The organism is Insulibacter thermoxylanivorax, assembly GCF_015472005.1.
Taxonomy (GTDB): Bacteria; Bacillota; Bacilli; order Paenibacillales; family DA-C8; genus Insulibacter; species Insulibacter thermoxylanivorax.
The window spans coordinates 1-575 of sequence record NZ_BMAQ01000056.1 but is presented as its reverse complement, the minus strand read 5'-3'; the positions used below and the strand labels follow the sequence as shown (position 1 = coordinate 575).

1 protein-coding gene is annotated in these 575 nt (G+C 46.4%); it reads left to right on the top strand.

Annotated elements, in window-relative coordinates; genetic code table 11:
* Positions 1-53 precede the first annotated feature (53 nt).
* Positions 54-575, top strand: a 522-nt coding sequence (locus PRECH8_RS14190; protein WP_200967742.1) for a UPF0236 family transposase-like protein, incomplete at its 3' end; no start/stop codon positions are given.

The window sequence follows — 575 nt, the reverse complement described above, 5'->3', positions numbered from 1 at the left end:
GTGAGTGTAAAATGTTTGTGGGCAGTAAAAAGGAATAATTGGTGAAACAATGCTTGAAAGCATGGAAAAAGGCTTCCCTTCTTGGTAGAGTGAAATGCGGCAAAACAAACCACTCAGAAAGGGGAAGCCTCATGCAACAGTTTATCATGAATTTGCCGACATTGAAAGAAATCGAAGTGAATTTATTTCAACAATTACAAGCGATGTTTGCCGAAGTCATGGTTCGCTGTCTCGAGGAAATCGATAGTTGGATCATGGCAAATCGCGATCATACCAGGTATCGACTGCGTGATAAGCGACAAGTGACGATGAGCACATCATTTGGTGAAATCAGTTTCTCTCGCAGGCTGTATCAGGATCGTGAAAAAGGCACCTATGTCTATTTGCTTGATCAAGCGCTAGCCTTTGATGGGCAAACGGGGATCAGTCCGCATCTTGAGGAGTGGGCAGTTGAACTGGCAACCGCAGGCCCCTCTTACCATGAGTCAGCACGGCAAATCAAAGAGCTGCTGGGTTATCAAGCGATCAGTCATGAAACGATCCGGCAACGGCTCATCGCCAGATCGGAGCAAGCG